The sequence below is a fragment of the Maribacter sp. IgM3_T14_3 genome (assembly GCF_049603095.1).
Classification (GTDB): domain Bacteria; phylum Bacteroidota; class Bacteroidia; order Flavobacteriales; family Flavobacteriaceae; genus Maribacter.
This window is the reverse complement of sequence record NZ_CP187138.1, coordinates 1,451,237-1,472,556: the sequence shown is the minus strand read 5'-3', so window position 1 is coordinate 1,472,556 and position 21,320 is coordinate 1,451,237. Positions and strand designations below refer to the sequence as shown.

Here is a 21,320-nt window from a genome sequence, read left to right as displayed (position 1 = left end):
GGTATTAAAACAAAAAAATCCTTACCGTTAAGTAAGGATTAATTGTGGTGCCTCCAGGAATCGAACCAGGGACACATGGATTTTCAGTCCATTGCTCTACCAACTGAGCTAAGGCACCATGTTGCTGTAAGCGGCTGCAAATATAATTTCAATTTTATGATTTACAAACTAAATCATGAAAAAAGAGAAATGTTTTTTTAATTTTTAATCTTTGCAACATGAATTTAATAATTGATGCAGGTAATACAAACGTTAAGTTAGCGATCTTTAAAAAGACGGAAATAATTCATTTAGAGAATGTTGTTGCTGATTTGTTTGTTGAAGCCGTTAAGAAAATCTTTAAAGAATACCCGAATATACAATCTGCAATAGTTTCTAGTGTAGGGTCACTTTCTAAGGATCAAATAAAGGTTGTAGCCGTTTTTTGCGATTTACATGAGTTAACTAACGCCTCAAAAGTGCCATTTAAGAACTCATATGCCTCTCCTCAAACTTTAGGGGTGGATCGTATTGCACTTGCAACTGCTGCGTATTATTTTAATCCGCATAAGAATAATTTGATAATAGATGCAGGTACATGTGTTACTTATGATATGTTGAATGATTTCGATGAATATTTGGGCGGAGCGATATCTCCAGGTGTGCAAATGCGCTATAATGCCATGCATCAACAGACCGCAAAATTGCCTTTACTCGAGAAAAAAGAACTATTAGACTATATTGGTAATACAACAGAAAACTGTCTTCATAGCGGTGTAATAAATGGTATTACTCTTGAAATAGACGGTGTCATTGATCTCTACAAAGCTAGATTTAAAGATTTAACAATTATTTTAACAGGCGGTGATACACTATTTTTGTCTAAACGATTAAAAAATACCATATTTGCGGATTCCAAATTTCTCCTGAAAGGGCTTAATTATTTGCTGGAATACAACAAGCACTAAATGATCAGAAAAATTGTAATTGCAATTGTATACATTACCACTGTTGGTATGTACGCTCAAGATGGTACCGTTTCGCCTTATTCTTTCTTCGGAATTGGAGATATAAAAAGCACTAGTACTGTAGAAAATCAAATGATGGGTGGTATTGGCGTTTATGCCGATAGTATACATATAAATTTAAAAAACCCTGCCGCTTACGGCAAGCTTGGGTTAGAGGTAATGGATAAAGAAGGACTTGTAACCTATACGGCCGGTGTTTCTAATAAGCAGTTTACCCTTAAAAGTTTTACCGAAGAACAACAAAGCTCTGTAACGACTTTAGATTATTTGGCACTTGGTTTTAGTGTTGGTAATGGGTTAGGTATGGGGTTTGGTATAATGCCATATTCTTCTGTCGGTTATAACTTCGTTGAAGAAAGAACCAATACAAGTGGTTCATTAACCAATGTTTATAATGGTACTGGCGGTTTAAATAGAGCATTCTATTCAATAGGGTATGAAATTATTCAAGATTTAAGCATTGGTGCAACGGTAAATTTCAACTTCGGTACTTTAGAAAGTGAAAGGTTACAGCAAGTTGAGGATATTCAATTTGGTACTTTCGATAGAAGAAGTTCGAGGGTTAATGGTTTTGACTTCAATTATGCGTTGAACTACAGTCCGCTAATTAAAGGCAATCAAAGACTTTATTCTTCAGTTCGCGTAAATACACAAGGTAATCTTGTTTCTGAAAATGATAGACAGATAGGTTCTTTCTCAGTAGCCAGCGGGGTAACAATAGAAGAAGTAGAAGTTAATTTAGCTGCTCAGAATTTAAGCAACACAGAACTGAAAATACCTACTACGACGACATTAGGTTTGGGTTATGGTGAAGATTATAAATGGTTTGTAGGTGCTGAATATAGTTTTCAGCAAATGAGTTCTTTCGAGAATTCGTTCTTAGGTGCAGAAAGTGTTACCTATGAAGATGCAAGTTCTATGGCATTTGGTGCATTTATTACTCCAGATTACGATTCTTTCTCAAGTTACTTAAAACGAGTTACTTACCGTGCAGGTTTACGCCTAGATAAGACCGGTATGTTGGTAAACGATGTTGATATAAATAACTTTGGCATAACTTTTGGATTAGGCTTACCACTGGGTAGAAGTTTCTCGAATCTTAACTTAGGTTTTGAATTTGGTAAAAAAGGAACTACTCGTGCTAATTTGATCGAAGAGAGTTATTTCAAATTTAATGTAGGGATTTCATTAAACGATCGTTGGTTCCAGAAAAGAAAAATCAATTAATAAAAATTTAGTACATTAACCATTTTAAAAATAGAAAAAATGAAATCGAAACTTTACTTCACGGCAATTATGTTTCTTGGGATGATGGGAGTGAGCAATGCACAGGCGCAAAACCCTGAATGTATGACAAACTTGTCCATATTTTCTGAACATGCAAAAGTTAAAAATTATGACGCAGCTTATGAGCCATGGAAAATGGTTTATGAAACTTGTCCGCAATTAAACAACGCTATCTATGTATATGGTGAGCGTATACTTAAAGACAAATTAGAAAAAGCAACTGGTGCTGATAAAGAAAAATTTGCAAATGATCTTATGGGGCTTTACGACAATAAGATGAAGCATTTTGCATCTAAAACTAGCGCTGGTGAGACTATGGTTGATAAAGCTATGGTGATGTACGAAAATAAAATGGCAGATGATGCTAAAATGTACAGCATGTTAGGTGAGGCATTTACTAAAGATCAAGAAAACTTTACAAGCCCTAAAGCATTGTACATCTACTTCTCTAGTTTAGTTGATGAGCATAAGGCTGGTAGAAAAGATTTGCAAGAGGTTTTTGATGTATACGATGCAGTAACAGAGAAAATTGAAGTAGAAAACGAAAAAATTACTGGTAAAATCTCTAAGCTATTGCCAAAAGAAGAAGCGGGTACGTTGACTTCTAAAGAAAAATCTCGTTTAAATTCTTACAATTCATATTCTGAGAATTATGGTAAAATTGCAGGAAGTATCGATTCTAAATTAGGACCTTTAGCAGATTGTGGTAACCTTATTCCACTTTACGAAAAGAGTTTTGAAGAGAAAAAGAATGATGTTGTTTGGGTAAAAAGAGCTGTTGGTCTTATGTTCAACAAAGAATGTACAGATGATGCAATGTTCCAAAAATTATTCGAAGCGCAATTAAGATTAGATCCATCTGCTGATGCTTATGTTTACGGTGGTACGTTGAAAATGAAAAATGGCGATAGCAAAGGTGCTCTTGCAGATTTCGATAAGGCATTATCTTTAGAAACTGATAACGATAAAAAATCTAAGATTGCTTATAAAGTAGCAGTTATTAATAAAAGAAAAGGTAGCAAGTCTTCTGCACGTAGCTACGCACAAAAAGCGATTGATGCTAACCCATCTAACGGTCGTGCATATTTATTAATTGCTAACTTGTATGCAACTAGTGCAAATGATTGTGGTACATCGGCTTTCGAAAAAAGAGCAATGTATTGGAAAGCTGCAGATATGGCAAGAAGAGCTGGTAGAGTCGATCCATCATTAAGTGGTTCTTCAAGTCAGGCGGCAAACAGCTATAGTGCAAAAGCACCAACTAAAGAAATGATCTTTAGTTCGGGTATGGCTGGTAAAACTATTTCATTCAACTGTTGGGTTGGTGGTAGCATTACAGTACCTTCTTTATAGAAAAAATGAAACAGACTCATAATTTTAAAAGCATTGCCGTGGTATGTACCATGGCAATGCTTTTTTTATCTTGTCAAGACGACTATAAGAGAGTAGGTGATGAAGCTGCGAAAAAAGTATACCCGAGAAGCGTGGCTGAAAATTTTTCGGGCACTTACACCGAGTCTCCTGAAAAGTTGGGGTCAGAAGAATTAGGGTCTACAAAGGTTTTAGCTGTAATTTCAGGTCCGATAAGAAATGATTTTGATCAGTTGTCTTTTCCGTATCAAACCTTTCCTGAAGGCTTGTTAGTGGAAATTTTTAATGAGAAAAATGAAAAAACTACCATAGAGGCAGATTTTGGAGTGTTGTATTCTAAGACTTCTATCGTAGATTTGCGGGGTAATGTGCTTATAAAAAGTGATGACGGCAAAAAATTGGCAACATCACAATTATATTATGATCGTGGAAACGAATGGGCATTTACACAAGAAAAGTTTACGTTCACCAACCCTGATGACGGTACGGTGATGGATGGGGAAGGAATGGATATTCAAAAAGACCTCAAATTTTTAAATGCACATAAAACCTATGGTCTTATGTTGATCAAAGAAGATAAAGAACAAAAGAATGATTAGTATTTTAAGGTATACAGAGTACTTATATGTTATTGTGGCCGGTTTTTCAATTTACAGAATTTTTTCAGATTGGAACACCGATAGAACTATGGCGTATTTTTTCATATTTTTTGCTATAGTTTCTATTGGTATGTTCTTGTTTAGAAGAAATTATAGGAAAAAATTCGAACAGCGTAAACAGGATAATCTAAATAAGTAGTGGGTACAGCCGGTATTATCATTATACTTTCCTTAATTTTTTCAGCATTTTTCTCAGGAATGGAAATTGCCTTTATTTCTGCGAACAAGATTCATATAGAAATTGAAAAAAAACAAGAAGGATTTTTGGCAACTGTACTTACCAGATTAACCAAAAAACCATCTAAGTTTATTGCGACCATGCTTATTGGTAACAATATTGCACTGGTTATTTATGGTCTTTTCATGGGCGATGTGCTTATGAATTGGTTTACCGGTATCGTGCCAGATAACGCCATTTTAAAGTTATTTATAACCGATTTCAGTTTGTTTACCCAGACGTTGATTTCTACTTTTATAATATTAATAACGGCAGAGTTTTTGCCAAAGGTTCTCTTTCAAATTTATGCGAATAACCTTTTGAAGTTATTAGCTATACCAGCCTTTTTATTCTATATTTTATTTTCTTTCATATCAGATTTCATTATTTGGATATCTGACTTGATCCTAAAACATGTATTCGGTACCTCTGGTGATGAAGTGCAATTGGCATTTAGTAAATTAGAACTGGGTGATTATATTACCGAACAGATGGAAACCATTAAGGAAGAAGATGATGTAGATACAGAAATACAGATTTTTCAAAATGCATTAGAATTTGCCGCGGTAAAAGCAAGAGAAGTTATGGTGCCAAGAACAGAGGTGGTTGCTGTTGAAATGCACGAAACACCAAAAAATCTGGCTAAATTATTTACTGAAACAGGGTATTCAAAAATTTTGGTTTTCAATGATACCGTAGATAATGTAATAGGTTATATACATTCTTACGAGTTGTTCAAGAAGCCAAAAACATTAAAAAGTATTTTACTACCGGTTGAGTTCGTACCCGAAACCATGCTTATTCAAGATATTCTGAACACCTTAATGAAAAAACGAAAAAGTATTGCCGTGGTTCTAGATGAATACGGTGGTACATCTGGTCTTGTAACGGTAGAAGATATTGTAGAAGAGCTGTTCGGTGAAATTGAAGATGAACACGATACTACAGATTTACGAGAAGAGCGAGTTGATGACCGTCATTTTCTTTTTTCGGCTCGTCTAGAGGTAGATTATATCAACGAAAATTATAAGTTAGATCTTCCTGTGTCAGATGAATTTGAAACCTTAGGAGGGCTTTTGGTACATACCTTAGGTGAAATTCCAGATAAAGAAGTAGAGCTTACTATAGAAGATTACAAGTTTACGGTGTTAGAGGTTTCGAACACAAAAATTGATCTAGTTTCTATAGAACTGTTAAAAGAAGAATAACAGTGCAACAATCAATAAATTAGGAGTCTTTTTAGTTTTTATTATTTCAATTAAAAATGGTAGTTTTGCCTCCCAATAACCACAAACGATTATTTTAAACGTTAATTAGAATGGCAGTATTAGAAAATATTAGGAAACGTACAACAGTGTTGATCTTGATTATAGGTTTGGCGCTTTTTGCATTTGTTATTTCTGGAGTTTTTACCAGTAGTAATTTAGGAGGAGAAAAAGTAGGTTCGTCTGTGGCCGAAATTAATGGAGAAGAAATTTCTATTGATGAATTTAGACAAGAAGTAGAAGTTGCTTCTAACAGAGTTGGTCCTACGGCATCATCTATGCAAGTTGTAAACCAGGTTTGGGAGAACAAAGTAAGAAAGACAATCTTAGGTGAGCAATTCGAAGATTTAGGTATCGGTATCGAGCAAGATCAAATTGTTGATTTTTTAAGAACTACCGGTTACGCACAGAATCCTCAATTTCAAGATCAAAATGGTCAGTTCGATGCAAATTTGTTTAAGCAAACTGTTGCTGATTGGAAGGTAAACAACCCTGCACAATATGATGCTTGGTTACAGACAGAAGACGAAATAGTTCAATTGGCAAAAGAGCAGACTTACTTTAATATGGTAAAGGCCGGTGTTGGTGCAACTTTGAAAGAAGGAGAGCTAGACTATAAATTAGCTAATGAAAAAATGGACATAAAGTACGTAAGAGTACCTTATACTTCTATTGCAGATAGCACAATAAACGTTACTAAAAGCGAAATAGCTGATTACGTTAATATGCACAAAGAAGAATACAAGCAAGATCCTGCAAGAGATTTGCAATATGTATATTTTCAAGAAAAGCCATCTGATGCTGATCAAGCAGCTATTCAAGCTGAAGTTTCTAAGTTGTTAGATGATACTATAGAATATAATACTCAAACCGATCGTAACGATACTATTAGGGGTTTTAGAAATACAAACGATGTTACTGCATTTTTAGATAGATATTCTGATACTAAGTTCGATACTATTTTCAAGGCGAAGAAAAATTTACCTTCTAGCGTTGCAGATACAATAATGAATTTAAGTGTTGGTCAAATATACGGTCCTTATAAGGATGGAGATTCTTATAAGATTTCTAAGATGATTGCTAGAAAACCTAATGGTTCAGTAAAAGCAAGTCATATTCTATTGGCTTATATAGGTGCTACAAGAGCAAATCCTGAAGTAACAAGAACAAAGGAAGAGGCTGAAGCTAAAGCGAAAGAATTATTAAAAGAAGCTAAAAAATCTGGAGTTGTATTTTCAGAATTGGCAAGAGATAACTCTGACGGACCATCTGCACCAAATGGAGGAGACTTAGGGTATTTCCAAAAAGGCGTAATGGTACCTAAATTTAATGATTTCGCATTCAATAATAACGAAGGCAGCATCGGGTTGGTAGAAACTGATTTCGGATTCCACGTTATTAAAATTGACGATAAAGAAGATGTAGTTCAGGTTGCTACTATATCTAGAGAAATCGTTGCATCAGAAGAAACAATAAATACATTGTTTACGAATGCTACGAAATTTGAAATGGAAACTACAGATGATGAAAGTGCATTTTCAACATTGGCTAAGAAAGCTGAATACGTAGTGCGTCCTGTAAATAAGATCAAAGCTTTAGATGAGAACCTACCCGGGTTAACAAATCAAAGAAATATTGTACAGTGGGCTTTTAATGGTGATACTGAGGTAGGTGATGTAAAGAGATTCAACATTAACAACGGTTATGCTGTAGTTCAATTAACTGGTACTTATGCAGAAGGTGTAATGAGTGCTGAAGATGCTTCTGTACTTGTATTGCCAATCATTAGAAAAGAACGTAAGGCAGCTCAAATTATCTCAGCTAATAAGGGTAAGGAAATGAGTGCTATTGCATCTGATAACGCTGTAAGTGTTTCAACTGCGTCTGCACTTACTGTTAAGTCACCGACTATACCTGGTGCTGGTAGTGAGCCTGTTGTAGTAGGTACTGCATATGGTATGGCTGCTGGTCAAACTTCAGGTTTAATTAAAGGGAATACTGGTGTTTTCAAAATTGAAATCGTTAAGAAAACAGAAGCTCCAAAATTAGACAACTATAGCGTTTATTCAAATGCGATAAAAACCGGTGCTGCTAGCCGTGTGAACACTGCAGTTTATAACGCATTGAAAGACGGTTCTAAAATTGAAGATAAAAGAGCTACGTTCTACTAGTAGTTACTTTGTAAGTTTATATAAAAAAAGAGCAACCAATTGGTTGCTCTTTTTTTATAGTATCATTTCTGAGTAAGGTACTATAGTTGAATATCCTTTGTTCTTGAAGTAAGCCATATCGGCTTCCGTGCCGGTTACTAAAACAAAATCTCCTCCCCAAGCACCTAAGCTTTTAACAGTACCGCTATAATCAGGGAAAAGTATATTTTTTATAGAGTCTATTTGAAGTGTCTTAGATAAAACGCTCTCGTGTTCGTTTAATAGAAGTTCAAAATCCTTAAGGTGAGTAGAAGCTAAAATGCGCTCTGTTATGCTATCGATTTTTAAGATCAGCTCCTCTTTATTAAAATCTAAATTCCTGTAGCTATTAATAGCCTCTCTGCTGTTTTTCTTCTGATTGAGATACACAAAAAATAACTGATCTGTAAAGTCAGGGTTAAACGTTACCTCGGTTATATGGGGTTCAAAACCATTTCTTTGGTACGTAATTGCTGTATTATGGGTGGCGCATGCAATATCGTAACCACTACCCCCAAAAGTAGCTTCTAGTAATTGATATGGATTTACGCCTGCCCAGGCGGCAACATTCGCAATTAACGTAGATGAAGTGCCCAAGCCCCAATCTATAGGGAAAGTAACTTGAGCTTCTGCCGAATTGATGTCGGTTGTACTAGGTGAAAAATCAGGATTTAATTTTTTTGCTTCCAAAAGAATGTGAGATAGGCGATGAGCCACATCCCGATCAGAAGTATAAACGGTCTTAGAATCTTTCTTAGAAAATTCGGCGCTAAACCAAATATTTTCATCCGCATCTAAACTATTCCAGACAAAATTTTCTGAATCTGAACTAAGTAGGCTTAAAGATTGTCCGAATTTTGTGGGTAATGCCAAACCTTTTGCGCCGTCGAGAATAGCATATTCTCCGGTAATCAATAATTTTCCGTTACTGTAAAATTCCTTGGTCATGCGTGAACGGTTTATTTTCTTATAGTATTCAATTGAAGTTCCACCCCATAATGTGTTACTGGGTTAGTTTTAAAATGTTCAACCAAAGTAGTTTTTTCATTCTCGTTCGCACCTAGTTGATTTAATATATTTAGAAGGTGCATTTTCATATGTCCTTTTTGAATACCGGTAGTAACCAAAGAGCTTACGGCGGCAAAATTTTGTGCAAGTCCCGCAACAGCGACAATTTGCATCAGCTCTTCTGCCGACGGTCGCTGAAGTATCTCTAAATTCAGTTTCACCAATGGGTGTAAGTTTGTGAGTCCGCCAACGGTACCTAGCGCCAAAGGCAGTTCAATCCAGAATTTAAAAATTCCGTTTTCAATTTCGGCATGTGTCAGACTACTGTATTGACCATTTCTACAGGCATATGCATGTACGCCAGCTTCTACGGCTCTAAAGTCGTTACCAGTAGCTAGAACGACGGCATCTATACCGTTCATTATCCCTTTATTGTGCGTAACTGCACGGTACGGTTCTACTTTTGCGATTTTAATAGCTTGTATTATTTTTTCTGCTGTATGTTGCGGTGTCAATTCTGCTGATAGTTTTAAATCTTCAACAGGGCAGCTAACTTCGGCACGAACGGTACAATTGGGTACATAGTTAGAAAGTATGCTCATTACTACTTCTACCTCTTTCTCTATAGCTGAGAATTCATTATAATTTGCAGCTTCCTTTTTTAAGGTAGTTGCAAATTGCTCTAAGCAGCTATTTATGAAATTAGCGCCCATAGCATCTTTCGTTTGAAAAGTAGCATGTAGCTGAAAGTAATGTTCTAATTCGCTGGTTTTGTCTCTTAAAATAATATCAGAAATACCACCACCTCTTTTTTCCATACTAGTGGTTAAAGAAGCACTTTCGGCAAGTAAAATGGGTTTTAAGTATGTAAAAAAGGAGTTCAGTTTTGTTGCTTCACCTTTAAAAATGAAATGTACTTGACCTACTTTTTCTGTACCTATGATTTCAGCTTTGAATCCGCCTTTTTTCAACCAAAATTTTGCCGCTTTGCTAGCCGCGGCTATAACTGAGCTTTCTTCGATAGCCATGGGTATGGCATAAAGTGTCTCGTTAATTAAAAAATTAGGAGCAATGCCTAATGGCATATAAAGATTGGTGAGTGTATTTTCAATAAACTCATCGTGTAATTGCTGAATACTAGAATTTTCATTCCAGTAGGTTTGCAATATCTTCTTTGATTGCGTTGCATTTTGGGTGTAATTTGTGGTGACCCAATCTATTTTTTCTTCTTTCGTAAGTTTGGAGAAACCACTTATTGGCTTGGTCATTTAGGTATAACTTTCTACTAATATTCGATGTTGGGTAAAAGTCGCGATTTAGAAAACAGTGCATAATTTTACGGTGGTAAAGATAAGCATATTGGCAATAATCTAGTTTCGATAGGCAAAGAGTTAAAAGCGCTTTCTTTTTCACCGTAAAGTGTGTTTTTTTGGGGAAATTGTGGTAAACTTGAGAGATTTAACAAAATTCAATTATTTATGCGAAAAACACACTTATTTGCGTTGATTTTACTTTCACTCTCCGCAATTACTTGGGCACAGGAAAAACAAATTGAAGTAGCTGAAATTTATCAAGGCGCTTTTAGAACTGAAGGGATGGATGCTCTGAGATCCATGAAGAATGGCACCCAATACACAGTTCTTAATACTAATAGAATCAGTCAAATTACTACGGTTGATAAATACGATTATAAAACATTAGAAAAAGTAGGTACCGTAGTTTCTTCTGCAGATTTAGTAGATATTTCTTCTTTCTCATCGTATGACTTCAGTTCAGACGAAAAAAAGATTCTGCTTTCAACAGAAGTAGAACCAATATTCAGAAGATCAAAACTTGGCATTTATTATGTGTATGATGTAATTTCTAAAAAAGTAGTTCAAATAAGTGCAGACAAAATTCAAGAACCATTATTGTCTCCAAATGGTAGTCAGGTTGCTTATGTAAAGAATAATAACATTTACATTTTTAATATGGTTTCAGGTGAAACCAACCAGGTTACTACTGACGGAGTGACAAATAAAATTATTAATGGAGTAACTGATTGGGTTTACGAAGAGGAATTTGCTTTTGTTCGTGCCTTTGAATGGAACGCCGATGGTTCAAAAATAGCTTTTCTTCGTTTCGATGAAAGCAATGTTCCAGAATTTTCTATGGATGTTTACGGGACCGGTTTATACCAACAACCACATGTATTTAAATATCCAAAAGCTGGCGAGAACAACTCTATAGTTACGTTACACCTTTTAGATGTTGCAAGTGGAGCGATTTCTGCTGTAAGTACCAATAATGCATATTACATTCCACGTATTAAATGGATGAATAATAAAGATATGTTGAGTGTTCAAACCTTGAACAGACATCAAGATCATTTGACCATGTATGCGGTAAATGCAAAGAAGGGTAATGTATCTGTTCTGTTAGAAGAAAAAGATGATGCCTATGTTGATATCACCGATAACCTTACATTTTTAGAAGATGATAGCTTTATCTGGACTAGCGAAAAAGATGGATGGAACCATATTTACCTTTACGGGGAAGACGGTAAGTTAATGAACCAGATTACAAAAGGCGATTGGGAAGTAACCAAATACTACGGTTACGACCAAAATGAAGACAAAATTTACTATCAATCTACTGAAAACGGTTCTATAAACCGTGGGGTATATAATATTAGTAGCGGTGGTGATGATAAAAATGGCTTGTCAGTTTCTAAAGGAACGAATAATGCATCTTTTAGTGCTGATTTTACATATTTCATTAATACATTCTCTAGTGCAGAAATGCCTCAGGTATATACCTTACACCAAGCTATTAGTGGTAAGAAGGTTAAAGATATTAAAGACAATAGTCAATTATTGAAGAGATTAGAAGGGTATGCTGTGAGTCCGAAAGAGTTCTCCACAATTTCTATAAATGGCAATGATCTTAATATGTACATGATTAAGCCTAAAGATTTTGATGCTGCAAAAAAGTATCCGTTGTTTATGTATCAATATAGTGGTCCTGGTTCGCAAAATGTAAGCAATAGTTGGATGGGTGCTAATGATTACTGGCACCAAATGTTAGTAGCAGAAGGGTATATTGTAGCTTGTGTTGATGGTCGTGGAACCGGATTTAAAGGTAGAGATTTCAAAAAGGTAACTCAAAAAGAATTAGGAAAATACGAGGTAGAAGATCAAATTGCTGCAGCTAAAAAATTAAGTGAATTACCGTATATCGATGAAGAAAGAACGGGTATATGGGGTTGGAGCTATGGTGGCTTTATGTCAACCAATTGTATTTTAAAAGGTAACGATACTTTTGAAATGGCAATTGCCGTTGCACCTGTTACATCATGGGCTTTTTATGATACTATCTATACGGAGCGCTACATGCAAACTCCGCAAGAAAACCCAAGTGGTTATGATGACAACTCACCATTTAATTACCCGCAGCTATTAGAAGGTGATTATTTGTTGATACATGGTACAGGAGATGATAATGTACACGTGCAAAATTCTATGCGAATGATCGAAGCTTTAATACAGGCAGATAAGCAATTCGATTGGGGAATCTATCCCGACAAAAATCATGGAATTTATGGTGGTAACACAAGAATTCACCTTTATAACAAAATGACCAATTTTATAAAAGAAAAACTTTAATCAAACCAATTTTATGAATACATCTATTACACCTGCACATGAAAAACAATTGTTCGGACATCCAGTCGGACTTTATATACTTTTTTTTACAGAAATGTGGGAACGATTTTCGTATTATGGAATGCGAGCTTTATTTACCTTATTTTTAGTTGCAGAGACCACCTCTAGCAATGCTGGTTTTGGGTGGACAAACGATGAGGCTTTAGCACTTTATGGTTGGTATACAATGTTGGTTTATGTATCGTCTATTCCTGGAGGATGGATAGCCGATAAACTACTGGGTCAGAAGAAGACAGTAATGCTAGGAGGTGCACTTTTGTGTATTGGGCATGCAGTTCTTGCTTTAAATTCTGAGACTTCGTTTTATGTTGGTTGTTTATTTATAATTCTTGGTGTCGGATGTTTAAAACCTAATATTTCATCTATGGTAGGTGGTCTTTATAAGCCTAAAGATGAACGTAGGGATTTAGGTTTTTATATTTTTTACATGGGTATTAACATCGGTGGTTTTTTAGCACCTATACTTTGCGGTTATGTAGGTGAAAATATTAGCTGGCATTACGGCTTCGGGCTTGCTGCAATAGGTATGTTTTTAGGTCAAGGGGTCTACATATGGGGTCAGAAATATTTAACCCATGTAGGGAATCTGATAAGTAGAAAAAATGAAAAGGATCGCGAAATTTTAGACCGTCCTTTGACTAATATTGAAAAGGACAGAATTAAGGTCTTATTAATTTCATTTTTATTAATAATTCTTTTTTGGGCTGCTTTTGAACAAGCTGGCGGGTTAATGAACTTGTATGCATCTCAAAAAACTGATCGTAATTTTTTCGGACTTTTTGAAATTCCTGCTTCGGTTTTTCAATCTGTTAATTCATTTTTCATCATAACACTAGCAACAGCCGTTGGTGGTTTTTGGTTGAAATGGCGTAAGAAAGGGAGAGAATCTTCTTCAATATTTAAAATTGCAGTGGGAATGATTATAATGGCATTAGGATTTGGGTTTATGAGTGCTGCATCAATGCAGTATGAAGCAAATGGTTCTTCGGCAATGTATTGGTTAATTTTAGCGTACTTGTTACACACTATTGGGGAATTATGTGCCTCGCCAGTTTCTTTATCTTATATAACAAAATTAGCACCGTTAAAATATGCCTCGATTATTATGGGTCTTTATTGGGCGGCTACTGGTCTAGGTAATAAAGTTGCAGGTTTAATAGGTCAAGCTTCTCAAGAATTGGGAGAGTTTGAAATATTTACTGGAATTGCCGTAGTATGGTCTGTAATAGGTGTTTTGGTTATTGTGATGTTAAAACCTTTAAAACGTTTAGCACATGGAGCAGAAGATGGGGAGAGTAAAATCTCCGATGATGAAGCTGAAGATTTCGAATTAGCAGGACATTAATTTATACTACTCAAAATAATAAGCTCCCTTTTCACCAGTATAGTGAAAAGGGATTTTATTTTTTATACAAGTAGCTTTCCAGCGTTCAACATAGCTTTTGTAGTTACTACCATCGGCTATGATTACCTTCGGGTTGATGCTGTCTAGCAATCTGTCTAGATTAATTTTTGGTGATTGTGTTAATAGAATTTTATGGGATGCCGACTTCGGATATATTCCTGTACTATCAATAATCAAGAGTAATTCATCTTTTAAAGCATAGCTGTTTTTTAAAGAATCATATTGAACGAAATCTATACGTTCAGCAGTTTTATAATCTGAAATTAGATAATCCGGAGTGTTATTTGGATTTGTTAGGATGGATAAATCACCTCCGTTTCTATTAAAAATGAGACTCTTTCTCGTTTGATGCATCACTAATATTTCCGACTTATTATGAGCCTCATATTCTTGATAGATGGTCCAACCTTGAAGACATAGAATACTTAATAAAAAGAAAAGGATTCTTTTGTAGTTGAATTTTGTGCAAAGTTCTATGCCCATTACTAGAACCAAAATACTTAATAATAACTGAATAAAATCGAAAGATATAGCGCTGAAAATAAAATTCTCTTGTTTTGCCACCCACGCTATTAAGCTATTCATTAAACCAATAATTTCATTGTAAAACCATACTAATGAATTGGGAAGCCAATTTAATAGTGATAATGCTATCACTAAAATTCCCATTCCAAGAATCAATCCTAACGCAGGTACGATTACTAAATTCGAAATAAAGAACAATCCTGGAAACTGATGAAAATAAAATAAGCTAATAGGTAAAACACCTAATTGCGCGGCGATGCTAACACAAAGCAGTTGCCAAAAGTAGCGAACCACTTTATTCTTCGGAAACCATAGTTCTTTAAGTAAGGGGAAAATCCAAAGTATGGCAAAAACAGCAGCGTAGCTCATTTGAAATCCGACTTGAAACAATAAATTCGGATTGATGAATAGTAGGATAAATAATATGGAAAGCGCAAGTATATTGAAGGTGTTACTAGGTCTATTTAAATACAGTGCATAAGCCACAAAAGTGAACATGGTGGTTGCACGAATAATACTAGCAGACAACCCGGCAATAAATGCAAAAATCCATAAAAAGAGAACCGATAAAATTAAAATAAGGGTACGACCATGAGGTACATTTTTCAGCGGACTCAATAAAAACTGAATAACTAATAATAAAATACCAATGTGTAATCCAGATACTGCTAAAATATGCACGGCACCTGCTTTCTGGTAATTGGTATACGTTTCTTCAGAAATATCTGAACGCTGACCTAATAATAAAGCTTGGATTACACTTAATTCGTCTGCTCCGAAATTTTCTTGATCAAGCTTTTCGATAATATGATTTCGAGTTCTGGCAGCGATACCTAGAAGGGTAGTTTGAGAACTTTTAATTTTTACCAGTTCTTCATGCGCTATTCGCATGCTATGGTGAACACCTAAATTCTCTAGATATTTTTTATAATTAAATTGATGCGGATTTAAGGGCGGGGAAATAGCTTTGGCTTCGGCGAAGGTCACAAATTCATCATCAATAGCTAAGTTTTGTTTTGCTGAATCAATAGGTATAGTAAGAAGAATAGTGCCAGATACCTGCTTATTACCAATTCTTTTTACTGAGGCAAAATAGCGGGTCGAAAACTGATTAGGTTTTAGAACCTCTTTGATCTTTAGCGTCCATAGTTCGTTCTTGGTATTTTGGCGATTACTGTAGTGACTGCTATAATTTATAGGTCGTGCAGCAGTGTAACTATAGATCCCTAATGATACGAATGTTAGCGCGGCAATGGTGCCAAATAAAATCGATTTTGTATTCTTTTCAAAGAAGAAAATACCTGCAAGTAGCAGAAAAAGAAAAGTGGTGAACAGAAGTATATATAATAGGTTAAAGGAAAAAAAGTAACCTATTAAAATTCCAAGTATGAGTAAAAGCGTTAGTCTGATCGGAATAAACGCTAAGAGCTTCATGCTATAATATTCTTGTAGCCTTTACGAATGCTTGGTTCCAGAATCCGTCACGTAAAGATGAGACGGTAACACCACGCGATGTCGATGCGTGTATAAAAGTAATTTCGTCGTTAGCGGTACCTACGACCATACCAACATGGTTGATGCGTTTAGAACCTCGACTCGTTTTAAAAAACAACAAATCTCCCTTTTCAACATTTTTAACGGTAACACGGTGCCCTTCTTCCGCCATATGAAAAGACGTTCTAGGCAATTGTACATCATGTTCGCCAAATGAAACATATAAAAGTCCGGAGCAATCCATTCCCTTTTTTGTAGTACCACCGAACTTGTAGCGTGTGCCAGAAAATGAAAGCGCTGTATTGATAATTTCGTCGGCTTTGGTATTATTTGTAGAAGAAGTTATAATTCTACGTTCTTCGGTTTTAGTAGGCTCAGGATCATTACCAGTTCTTGCATTATTAGCTGCCGCAACAGATATTTTGCGTTCCTTGTCAGAACTGCTTGTTTTGCTTACGCCACAACTGGTTAAAAAGCAAATGATAAGAAAACATGGTAGTATGCGCATAAAACAGAGTGTACCCTTTAGTACGTGTAACTATAAAATTATAGAATTATTATTTAAAATTGCTAATACTAAGAATTTTTGGCATTTTCTATAATCAATGAAGCGGCCAGGTCACTCGCTCCCGAACCACCTAATTTGGTAATAAGCTCATTATAAGCGACTAATTGTTTTGCTCTTGCTTCACCATTTAAAATTAAGGTCAGTTCTTTTTTTAGATTTAGTTTCGTGAAATCGTCTTGTATTAATTCTTTCACTACCTCTTTTTGCATAATAAGATTGACTAAAGAGATATATTCTAAGGTGATAATGCGTTTCGCAATTTGGTACGAGATCCAATTTGCTTTGTAACATACTACTTGCGGTACTTTGAATAATGCAGTTTCTAAGGTTGCAGTGCCGCTAGTAACTAGGGCAGCAGTAGCTATAGAAAGTAAGTCGTATGTTTTATTTTGAATGAACTTTACGTTCGCATTGGTAAGAAAAGGCATGTAAAATTCCTTATCAAGACTAGGTGCCCCAGCAATAACAAATTCATGATCAGCGAAATCATCTGCTAGCGAAAGCATTAACGTTAGCATCTTTTGGACTTCTTGCTTACGGCTACCTGGTAATAGTGCAATAATGGGCTTATTGGGGTCTATGCCATTTGTGCTCCTAAATGTTTGTTCGTTTAAATCTGGTCTATTCGCAATTGCATCAAGCAGAGGGTGACCTACGAAATTGACTGGGTAATTGTGTTTCTTTTCGTAAAATTCTTTCTCAAAAGGGAGAATTACGTACATGTGATCCACCGTAGCCTTTATCTTCTCTATTCTACCTTCTCTCGAAGCCCATATCTGCGGAGAAATATAATAATTAGTCAAGAAATTATGCTCTTTTGCCCATTTTGCAATACGCAAATTAAATCCCGAATAATCAATAAAAATAATAGCATCTGGGTTGAAGGCCGCAATGTCTTGCTTACAGAATTTTATGTTCTTAAAAATGGCGTTCAAATTTAAAAGAACTTCAAGAAATCCCATAAAAGCCAATTCTTTATAATGCTTGGCGAGCGTACCGCCTGCTTGCTGCATTAAGTCGCCGCCCCAACATCTAATGTCAGCATTCGAATCTTGTCTCTTCAGTGCCTTAATTAAATTAGAGCCATGAAGATCACCAGAAGCTTCGCCTGCAATAATGTAGTACTTCATGTTAAAAAACTTTGTAGTAAAGAATCACAAATGCGGTTAAAATGGTAGCGATTAAAACACCTTTTGCTCTCGTGTCCCTCTTAATTTTTAAAAATCCGAAGAAAGCAACAAGATTAAGAATCGCCCCTAATGCTAAAAGACTGCCAACATGTTCTTGTCGAACAGCAGCTTCATACGTTTCGGTAATGCTTAAATCTGAAAATATAAGAATATACAATAATGTGCCAATAGCGTTTGCTATAATGCCTACTATAAAACCTATTAGAATTTCTTTTTTGGTATTCATTTAAAATAATTGTGCGATATCATTAAATCTCTGAACAGTGGTTTATTAGAATTCCCAGCTGTTTAATTCTTGAATTACATGATGAGCAGTTAAATCGAAATGGGTTGGTACAACAGAAATATAACCATTGGCCAATGCCCATTCGTCGGTATCTTCGCCTTTATCAAGTAATTCAAATTCACCGGTAAGCCAGTAATAATCCTTACCCATTGGGTTGGTGCGCTTATCGAATTTCTCTTTCCAATTTGCTTTCGCCTGTCTGCAAATTTTAATGCCCTTAATCTCTTTTTTGGTTAGCTTAGGTATATTCACGTTCAATACGGTGCCTTTCGGTATACCGTTTTCTAAAGCTTGAGTAACTATTGTGTGTATAAAATCTTTTGCTTGCTCAAAATCAGCATTCCAGCTATAATCACATAATGAAAAACCTATGGCAGGTATGCCTTCTATACCAGCTTCGATTGCAGCACTCATCGTACCAGAGTAAATAACGTTGATAGATGAATTAGAACCGTGATTTATACCGCTAACACAAATGTCTGGTCTTTTAGGTAAAATTTCTTGAAGCGCCAATTTTACGCAATCTGCGGGTGTGCCACTGCAGCTATATTCATCAATGCCATCTTGGTCGAGATCAATTTTCATTTTTTTAGAAAATAGTGCTGTATCTAACGTTATAGCATGCCCCATACCAGATTGCGGGCTATCGGGTGCAACCACAACTACATCGCCTATTTTCTTCATTATTGAGACCAACATGCGTAAACCGGGTGCGGTAATGCCGTCATCATTTGTAACTAAGATCAATGGTTTTTCCATAGCGTATACTTTCTGTAGTAAAAATACGTTTTTAAATATGATAAGCCCGAAATGCCGTTTAACAAAAAATTAGTTCTTAGCACATTTAATTGGCATGGTTTTTTCTTTACCTTAGGGGTTTAAGTGGCATTTAATGTTGCTTATAACCCTCAAATTCGGATATATTGAAAAGGAAAGTAAAAGATAATTTTATGAAAAGAAATTTAGCCTACGTACTATTGTTGATGCTCGCAGCTGTAGCATCATGCAGTTTTACAAATAAGACTTTTGAAAATGACGACAAAGACAAGTTGTTATTAGATTTGATTACCTATGTTTTAGAAAAGGGACATTATGAGCCAAAAGCGCTTAATGATGACTTTTCGGTACACGTATTCGAAGATTTTATTGATGTAATCGATCCTACTAAAAGGTATTTTATGGCATCTGATATCGCTGAATTCGAAAAGTACAAATATCAGATAGATGATGAAATCAAAAATACAGACATTACATTTTTTAATGTAGTATATGAAAGATTGATGCAACGTATGGGCGATGCCAAGGGTATTTACAAAGAAGTTTTGGAAACTCCTTTCGATTATTCTGAGAAAGAAAGCATCAGTATTAAATATGATGAAGAGCCATTTGCTGCAGATAGAAAAGAGCTTAAAGAACGTTGGAGAAAGCAATTGAAATATGCAACTTTAGGTACTTATGATTCTAAAATCTCTCATATGGAGAAAGAAGTTGTTTCAACTAAAAAGCATGAAAATGGAGAAACGGTAGAGGTGTTGGATAATGTTAAATTAAATGATGACCATGACCATAGCGCTCATACTCCAAAAGAAGCTGAGGAAGAATCAAGAAAATCTACAGAAACTACCTTAGATGAGTTTTTTGATTTTGTTAATGATTTAGAACGTAAAGATTGGTTCGTACAATACATCAATACTATTGTTGATGAATTTGATCCACATACATTTTATTTCGCTCCAGAAGAAAAAGAGAAATTTGATACGAGTATGTCGGGTAAGTTCGAAGGTATTGGAGCAAGACTTCAGAAAAAAGCTGAAGGTGCAAAAATCGTTGAAATTATTTCTGGCGGACCAGTATGGAGGGATGCACGATTAGAAGTTGGCGATGAAATTATAAAAGTTGGTCAGAATGGTGAAGAACCTATTAATATTGTAGGTATGCGTTTAGACGATGCCATCAAATTAATAAAAGGTGCACAAGGTACTATTGTAGATTTAACTGTTAAAAAAGTCGATGGTTCTTTAGATGTGGTTTCTTTGACAAGAGATGTTGTTGAGTTAGAAGAGTCGTATGCGAAATCTGCGAACATCATTAAAGGAGAAGAGAAATTCGGAATTATTAATCTGCCTAAGTTCTATGTTGATTTCAATGATTACAGTGAAAGAAATGCAGCAACCGATGTTGCGAAAGAAGTAGAGCGTTTGAAAGATGAAGGCATGGAAGGTTTAGTGCTAGATCTACGTGATAATGGTGGTGGATCTTTAAAGACAGTGGTTGAAATGGCAGGTCTGTTTATTAAAGATGGCCCGATTGTTCAGGTACAATCAAAAGATAAAACCAAAGATGTTTATGATGATAAAGATGAAAGAATACAATGGGATGGTCCGTTGGTAATTCTTGTAAACGAATTATCAGCATCTGCATCTGAAATTTTAGCTGCTGCAATGCAAGATTATAAAAGAGCTGTTGTTATTGGTAGTAAGCAAACTTTTGGTAAAGGAACAGTACAGAATGTTATACCATTGAACAATATGTTGCGTAGTAACGATCATGGCGATTTAGGTGCTATAAAAATTACTACTCAGAAATTCTATAGAATTAACGGAGGTTCTACACAGTTAGAAGGCGTAAAGAGTGACATTGTTGTACCAGACAGGTATAGTTATATTGATTTAGGTGAAAGAGATCAATCCAACCCATTAGGATGGGATAAAATTACACCTGCCGATTATAAAGCTTGGGATGGTTATATCGATTACGAGAAAACAATTGCCGATAGTAAAAAGAGAATGGCGTCTAGTGAGCAAATTAAGTTAATAGAAGAAAATGCAAAGTGGTTAAAAGCCGAGCAAGATGAAACTGAAATCTCTTTAAATTTTGATACGTACAAAGAAGAAAAAGAAAAGGATAAAGAACAGTCAGATTACTTTAAAAGTTTGACAGAATATGATTCTAAACTTACTTTCAAGTCTTTAGGTTATGAAGAAGCTTTGTTTACTAAAGATTCTGTGCTACGTGAAAAGCGTAACAGATGGCATAAAAATTTAGCCAAAGATGTTTATGTAGAAGAAGCAGTGAATGTTTTAGAAGATTTAAAAGTAAATAACATTAAGCAAGGTAAACTTGCTAGTGTAAAGAACTAGAATAC

General features: G+C 35.3%; 17 protein-coding genes and 1 tRNA gene. 10 read left to right on the top strand and 8 right to left on the bottom strand.

Features of this window, described 5'->3' with window-relative positions; genetic code table 11:
* Positions 1-45 precede the first annotated feature (45 nt).
* Positions 46-118, bottom strand: a tRNA-Phe gene (locus tag ACPF9A_RS06670).
* 100 nt (positions 119-218) lie between these two features.
* Here ACPF9A_RS06670 and ACPF9A_RS06665 point away from each other — a divergent pair.
* The 7 genes from ACPF9A_RS06665 (at position 219) to ACPF9A_RS06635 (ending at position 7,977) form a co-directional block, all read left to right on the top strand.
* Complete coding sequence (locus tag ACPF9A_RS06665; RefSeq protein WP_424002818.1) at positions 219-947, top strand: type III pantothenate kinase; 729 nt, start codon at positions 219-221, stop codon at positions 945-947.
* Positions 948-2,234 (top strand): hypothetical protein, encoded by a 1,287-nt coding sequence (locus ACPF9A_RS06660; protein WP_424002816.1) that lies wholly within the window; start codon positions 948-950, stop codon positions 2,232-2,234. It abuts the gene before it with no gap.
* A 39-nt stretch (positions 2,235-2,273) separates the two neighbouring features.
* The gene (locus tag ACPF9A_RS06655) at positions 2,274-3,647 is read left to right on the top strand and encodes a tetratricopeptide repeat protein (RefSeq protein ID WP_424002814.1); all 1,374 of its coding nucleotides are present in this window, start codon (positions 2,274-2,276) and stop codon (positions 3,645-3,647) included.
* Positions 3,648-3,652: 5 nt separating this feature from the next.
* On the top strand, positions 3,653-4,264 hold the full coding sequence (gene lptC, locus ACPF9A_RS06650) for an LPS export ABC transporter periplasmic protein LptC (RefSeq protein WP_424002812.1): 612 nt from the start codon (positions 3,653-3,655) through the stop codon (positions 4,262-4,264).
* Positions 4,257-4,463, top strand: coding sequence for a hypothetical protein (locus ACPF9A_RS06645; RefSeq protein ID WP_424002811.1), 207 nt, complete (start codon positions 4,257-4,259; stop codon positions 4,461-4,463). The genes lptC and ACPF9A_RS06645 overlap by 8 nt, the downstream gene beginning before the upstream one ends.
* Complete coding sequence (locus ACPF9A_RS06640) at positions 4,463-5,749, top strand: hemolysin family protein (RefSeq protein ID WP_424002809.1); 1,287 nt, start codon at positions 4,463-4,465, stop codon at positions 5,747-5,749. The genes ACPF9A_RS06645 and ACPF9A_RS06640 overlap by 1 nt, the downstream gene beginning before the upstream one ends.
* A 110-nt stretch (positions 5,750-5,859) precedes the next feature.
* Positions 5,860-7,977 carry a peptidylprolyl isomerase gene (locus tag ACPF9A_RS06635; RefSeq protein ID WP_424002807.1) on the top strand — a complete coding sequence of 706 codons (2,118 nt, stop codon included), beginning with the start codon at positions 5,860-5,862 and terminating at the stop codon, positions 7,975-7,977.
* 54 nt (positions 7,978-8,031) lie between these two features.
* On the opposite strand, the gene ACPF9A_RS06630 is transcribed toward ACPF9A_RS06635, so the two are convergent.
* The gene (locus tag ACPF9A_RS06630; protein ID WP_424002805.1) at positions 8,032-8,943 is read right to left on the bottom strand and encodes a GYDIA family GHMP kinase; all 912 of its coding nucleotides are present in this window, start codon (positions 8,941-8,943) and stop codon (positions 8,032-8,034) included.
* A gap of 11 nt (positions 8,944-8,954) precedes the next feature.
* Positions 8,955-10,271, bottom strand: coding sequence for a hydroxymethylglutaryl-CoA reductase, degradative (locus ACPF9A_RS06625; RefSeq protein WP_424002803.1), 1,317 nt, complete (start codon positions 10,269-10,271; stop codon positions 8,955-8,957).
* A 210-nt stretch (positions 10,272-10,481) separates the two neighbouring features.
* Between ACPF9A_RS06625 and ACPF9A_RS06620 the strand changes: the two genes are divergently transcribed.
* Together ACPF9A_RS06620 and ACPF9A_RS06615 are read left to right on the top strand one after the other, a co-directional pair.
* Positions 10,482-12,647, top strand: a complete 2,166-nt coding sequence (locus tag ACPF9A_RS06620; RefSeq protein ID WP_424002801.1) for a S9 family peptidase — start codon at positions 10,482-10,484, stop codon at positions 12,645-12,647.
* A gap of 13 nt (positions 12,648-12,660) precedes the next feature.
* A complete protein-coding gene (locus ACPF9A_RS06615) occupies positions 12,661-14,052 on the top strand; it encodes a peptide MFS transporter (RefSeq protein WP_424002799.1) in 1,392 nt (463 codons plus the stop codon).
* A 6-nt stretch (positions 14,053-14,058) separates the two neighbouring features.
* Here ACPF9A_RS06615 and ACPF9A_RS06610 read toward each other — a convergent pair whose 3' ends face one another.
* From ACPF9A_RS06610 to surE, 5 genes are all read right to left on the bottom strand, one after another.
* Entirely contained in the window at positions 14,059-16,071 is a 2,013-nt protein-coding gene (locus ACPF9A_RS06610) for a ComEC/Rec2 family competence protein (protein ID WP_424002797.1), read from the bottom strand.
* Between the two features lies 1 nt (position 16,072).
* A complete protein-coding gene (locus ACPF9A_RS06605) occupies positions 16,073-16,639 on the bottom strand; it encodes a C40 family peptidase (protein ID WP_424002795.1) in 567 nt (188 codons plus the stop codon).
* A gap of 68 nt (positions 16,640-16,707) precedes the next feature.
* Positions 16,708-17,829 (bottom strand): lipid-A-disaccharide synthase, encoded by a 1,122-nt coding sequence (lpxB, locus tag ACPF9A_RS06600; RefSeq protein WP_424002793.1) that lies wholly within the window; start codon positions 17,827-17,829, stop codon positions 16,708-16,710.
* 1 nt (position 17,830) lies between these two features.
* Complete coding sequence (locus ACPF9A_RS06595; RefSeq protein ID WP_424002791.1) at positions 17,831-18,115, bottom strand: hypothetical protein; 285 nt, start codon at positions 18,113-18,115, stop codon at positions 17,831-17,833.
* 45 nt (positions 18,116-18,160) lie between these two features.
* Entirely contained in the window at positions 18,161-18,934 is a 774-nt protein-coding gene (gene surE, locus ACPF9A_RS06590; RefSeq protein WP_424002789.1) for a 5'/3'-nucleotidase SurE, read from the bottom strand.
* 191 nt (positions 18,935-19,125) lie between these two features.
* On the opposite strand from surE, the gene ACPF9A_RS06585 reads away from it, so the two are divergent.
* Positions 19,126-21,315: a carboxy terminal-processing peptidase gene (locus tag ACPF9A_RS06585; RefSeq protein ID WP_424002787.1), complete on the top strand. Its 2,190-nt coding sequence runs from the start codon at positions 19,126-19,128 to the stop codon at positions 21,313-21,315.
* Positions 21,316-21,320: the final 5 nt, after the last annotated feature.

Bases quoted from the DNA above. Each gene is read 5' to 3' on its own strand.
- ACPF9A_RS06665 (WP_424002818.1), top strand. From the start codon at position 219: ATGAATTTAATAATTGATGCAGGTAATACAAACGTTAAGTTAGCGATC.
- ACPF9A_RS06660 (WP_424002816.1), top strand. From the start codon at position 948: ATGATCAGAAAAATTGTAATTGCAATTGTATACATTACCACTGTTGGT.
- ACPF9A_RS06655 (WP_424002814.1), top strand. From the start codon at position 2,274: ATGAAATCGAAACTTTACTTCACGGCAATTATGTTTCTTGGGATGATG.
- lptC (WP_424002812.1), top strand. From the start codon at position 3,653: ATGAAACAGACTCATAATTTTAAAAGCATTGCCGTGGTATGTACCATG.
- ACPF9A_RS06645 (WP_424002811.1), top strand. From the start codon at position 4,257: ATGATTAGTATTTTAAGGTATACAGAGTACTTATATGTTATTGTGGCC.
- ACPF9A_RS06635 (WP_424002807.1), top strand. From the start codon at position 5,860: ATGGCAGTATTAGAAAATATTAGGAAACGTACAACAGTGTTGATCTTG.
- ACPF9A_RS06630 (WP_424002805.1), bottom strand. From the start codon at position 8,943: ATGACCAAGGAATTTTACAGTAACGGAAAATTATTGATTACCGGAGAA.
- ACPF9A_RS06625 (WP_424002803.1), bottom strand. From the start codon at position 10,271: ATGACCAAGCCAATAAGTGGTTTCTCCAAACTTACGAAAGAAGAAAAA.
- ACPF9A_RS06620 (WP_424002801.1), top strand. From the start codon at position 10,482: ATGCGAAAAACACACTTATTTGCGTTGATTTTACTTTCACTCTCCGCA.
- ACPF9A_RS06615 (WP_424002799.1), top strand. From the start codon at position 12,661: ATGAATACATCTATTACACCTGCACATGAAAAACAATTGTTCGGACAT.
- ACPF9A_RS06610 (WP_424002797.1), bottom strand. From the start codon at position 16,071: ATGAAGCTCTTAGCGTTTATTCCGATCAGACTAACGCTTTTACTCATA.
- ACPF9A_RS06605 (WP_424002795.1), bottom strand. From the start codon at position 16,639: ATGCGCATACTACCATGTTTTCTTATCATTTGCTTTTTAACCAGTTGT.
- lpxB (WP_424002793.1), bottom strand. From the start codon at position 17,829: ATGAAGTACTACATTATTGCAGGCGAAGCTTCTGGTGATCTTCATGGC.
- ACPF9A_RS06595 (WP_424002791.1), bottom strand. From the start codon at position 18,115: ATGAATACCAAAAAAGAAATTCTAATAGGTTTTATAGTAGGCATTATA.
- surE (WP_424002789.1), bottom strand. From the start codon at position 18,934: ATGGAAAAACCATTGATCTTAGTTACAAATGATGACGGCATTACCGCA.
- ACPF9A_RS06585 (WP_424002787.1), top strand. From the start codon at position 19,126: ATGAAAAGAAATTTAGCCTACGTACTATTGTTGATGCTCGCAGCTGTA.